5 protein-coding genes are annotated in these 2965 nt (G+C 66.9%); all 5 read right to left on the bottom strand.

Annotated features, from left to right (window positions below):
* The coding region (locus AACZ35_RS13675) for a 3-deoxy-7-phosphoheptulonate synthase (RefSeq protein ID WP_339830221.1) at positions 1-454 on the bottom strand (454 nt) is incomplete at its 3' end.
* Between the two features lie 108 nt (positions 455-562).
* Positions 563-1072: a disulfide bond formation protein B gene (locus AACZ35_RS13670; protein WP_339830219.1), complete on the bottom strand. Its 510-nt coding sequence runs from the start codon at positions 1070-1072 to the stop codon at positions 563-565.
* A 141-nt stretch (positions 1073-1213) separates the two neighbouring features.
* A complete protein-coding gene (rplQ, locus tag AACZ35_RS13665) occupies positions 1214-1597 on the bottom strand; it encodes a 50S ribosomal protein L17 (RefSeq protein WP_188662869.1) in 384 nt (127 codons plus the stop codon).
* A gap of 30 nt (positions 1598-1627) precedes the next feature.
* Positions 1628-2623, bottom strand: a complete 996-nt coding sequence (gene rpoA, locus AACZ35_RS13660; protein WP_188662872.1) for a DNA-directed RNA polymerase subunit alpha — start codon at positions 2621-2623, stop codon at positions 1628-1630.
* Positions 2624-2646: 23 nt separating this feature from the next.
* Positions 2647-2965 (bottom strand): 30S ribosomal protein S4 (gene rpsD / locus AACZ35_RS13655; protein ID WP_339830216.1); only part of this gene is annotated, 319 nt, incomplete at its 5' end.

Below are 2965 nucleotides of genomic sequence, written 5' to 3'. Positions count from 1 at the left end.
GCTGGTTGATGAAATCGCCGCGGTAGCTGGGCAGGGAAACGCCGTCGCGCTCTTCCATGTCGGCCGAACGCGGCTTGGCGTACTGGCCGGCGAAACGACCCACGCGCACCACCGGCAGGCGCAGCCCGTGCACCAGCACCAGGCTCATTTGCAGAAGAACCTTCAGGCGGTTCGAGACCAGGGCCGATTCGCAGTCGGCGAAAGACTCGGCGCAGTCACCGCCCTGCAGCAGGAAGCGCTTTCCTTCCTGGGCCTCGGCCAGCTGCTTCTTCAGCGAAAGGATTTCCCAGGACGTGACCAGTGGCGGCAGGCGGCTGAGCTCGCCCACCACTTCGGCCAGCGCGGCTTCATCCGGATACCGCGGCTGCTGCGCTGCCGGCCGCGCGCGCCAGCCGGCCGGCGTCCAGTCGGACGGGACGGAGACGGTTTGCAGGCTGCGGTCGGGGGCGCTCATCGGTTTTCCAGGGAATCCATCGGTGGGTAGTGTTGCGAAACATCATGCCACAGGGGTCGCGGCGCCTCGTGCAGGCCACGCGAACTTTCCAGGCGGTCTGTACGGGGCTCAGCGCCGGCGGAAGCCCGCCCAAAGCACGCCCAGGGCCAGGCCCACGAACCAGGCCAGGGTCCAGGCCGGCATCGACAGGCCCAGGAAGGTCCAGTCCACCTTGGCGCATTCGCCGGAGCCTTCCAGCACCTTGGCCAGGGCGCTCATCGGGCCCATGGCCTCGATCATGTAGTCCAGGCCCATGGAGGTGCACAGCGGCACCTCGCTGGGCGGCAGCGACTGCAGCCAGACGTGGCGGGCAGCGACGCCGGCGCCGGCAGCAGCGGGAATGAAGGCAAGCAGGCCGTAGACAGCCCGCCCGACCCGGCCCTTGGGCGCGTGCAGGCCTCCGACCAGGAAAACGATGCCCAGCGCCGCGAACGCGATGCGCTGAAGGATGCACAGCGGGCACGGCATCATCAGCATGCCGAACTGCACGTACAGGGCGTAGGCCAGCAGCGCCGCGCACAGCGCGAAACCGGTCAGGAACTGGGCCCGGAAGGACCAGGCGAAGGGATTGGCGGTCATCGGCGGCGACTTGATGGCAAGGGGGACAGCCTAACCGACCGCGCCGGCGGCGCGAAGTTCAGCGCGGCGGGCTTTGCGGGGGCACAAAACACAGGACCCCGGCCGGGGCCGGGGTCCTGGGGGTCTTGCAGCGCGCCGGGTTTATTCGGCGGCTTCGGCGTCGGCCTGCGGGCGGTCCACCAGTTCGACATAGGCCATCGGGGCGTTGTCGCCCGGACGGAAGCCGCACTTGAGGATGCGCAGGTAACCGCCGGGGCGGGCCTGGTAACGCGGGCCGAGTTCGACGAACAGCTTGCCCACCGCTTCCTTGTCACGCAGGCGCGACATGGCCAGGCGGCGGTTGGCGACGCCGTCGATCTTGCCGATGGTGATCAGCGGCTCGGCGACCCGGCGCAATTCCTTGGCCTTGGGCAGGGTGGTACGGATCAGTTCGTGCTTGATCAGGGACGCAGCCATGTTGCTGAACATCGCTTCGCGATGGGCACTGGTGCGGCTGAACTTGCGGCCGGATTTCTGGTGGCGCATGGTCGTGTTTCCTTAAGTGAATTCCGGGCCTCAGCCCAGCATGCCCTGCTGCAGGCCGGCCGGCGGCCAGTTCTCCAGCTTCATGCCGAGGGAAAGGCCGCGCTGGGCCAGCACTTCCTTGATCTCGGTGAGCGACTTCTTGCCCAGGTTCGGGGTCTTGAGCAGCTCGACCTCGGTGCGCTGGATCAGGTCGCCGATGTAGTAGATGTTCTCGGCCTTGAGGCAGTTGGCCGAACGCACGGTCAGCTCGAGGTCGTCGATCGGGCGCAGCAGCACCGGATCCACGCCCGTGGTCGAGGCCTTGGCCGGACCACGCTCGCGCTGGGTGAAGTCGCCGAACACCGACAGCTGGTCGGTGAGGATATCGGCGGCCGTGCGGATGGCGTCCTCGGCGTCGATCGTGCCGTTGGTCTCGATCTCAAGGACCAGCTTGTCAAGGTCGGTACGCTGTTCGACGCGGGCAGCCTCGACGGCGTAGGCGACGCGGCGGACCGGCGAGAACGTGGCGTCCAGCACCAGGCGACCGATCGCACGGGACTCTTCGTCCGGGCGGCGGCGATCGGCGGCCGGCTGGTAGCCGAAACCGCGCTCGATCTTCAGGCGCATGTTCAGCGCCGTGTCCTTGGTGAGGGTGCAGATCACGTGGTCGGGATTGATGATCTCGACGTTGTGGTCGGTCTTGATGTCGCCGGCGGTGACGACGCCCGGGCCCTTCTTCTGCAGCGACAGCGTGGTGTGGTCCACGTTGTGCATGCGGATGGCCACGTCCTTGAGGTTGAGCAGGACTTCAAGCACGTCCTCCTGCAGCCCTTCGACGGTGGTGTACTCGTGGAGCACGCCGTCGATTTCGACTTCGGTGATCGCGAAGCCGGGGATCGAGGACAGCAGGACGCGACGCAGGGCATTGCCCAGCGTGTGGCCGTAGCCGCGCTCGAGCGGCTCGATGACCACCTTGGCGCGGTTGGAACCGAGGCGTTCGATGTGCGGGCCGCGGGGGCGCAGCACCTGGGTGGCGGTAACCGTCATGGTCAAGGTGTCTCCTGGAGGGATTACTTCGAGTACAGCTCGACGATCAGCGCTTCATTGATGTCCGAGGGCAGGTCCGCACGATCCGGGATGGCCTTGAAAACGCCGGCAAACTTCTTGGCGTCGACTTCGCACCAGCTCGGGACGAGGTCCATCTGCTGGGAGAGGTTCACGGCTTCCTGGACGTTGAGGTGCTTTTGGGCACGCTCGGTCAACGCGATGTTGTCGCCGGCCTTGACCTGGTAGGACGGCAGGTTGACGGCCTTGCCGTTAACCAGAACGCCCTTGTGCGACACCAGCTGGCGCGCCTGCGGGCGCGTCACTGCGAAGCCCATGCGGTAC

Source organism: uncultured Arenimonas sp., assembly GCF_963976025.1.
In the GTDB taxonomy this organism is placed as follows: domain Bacteria; phylum Pseudomonadota; class Gammaproteobacteria; order Xanthomonadales; family Xanthomonadaceae; genus Arenimonas.
Note: the sequence above shows the minus strand (reverse complement) of the source record. Positions and strands in the feature narration are given on the sequence as shown.

Coding starts and splice junctions, on each gene's coding strand:
- rpoA (WP_188662872.1), bottom strand. CDS start 2,623: ATGACGGTTACCGCCACCCAGGTGCTGCGCCCCCGCGGCCCGCACATC.
- AACZ35_RS13670 (WP_339830219.1), bottom strand. CDS start 1,072: ATGACCGCCAATCCCTTCGCCTGGTCCTTCCGGGCCCAGTTCCTGACC.
- rplQ (WP_188662869.1), bottom strand. CDS start 1,597: ATGCGCCACCAGAAATCCGGCCGCAAGTTCAGCCGCACCAGTGCCCAT.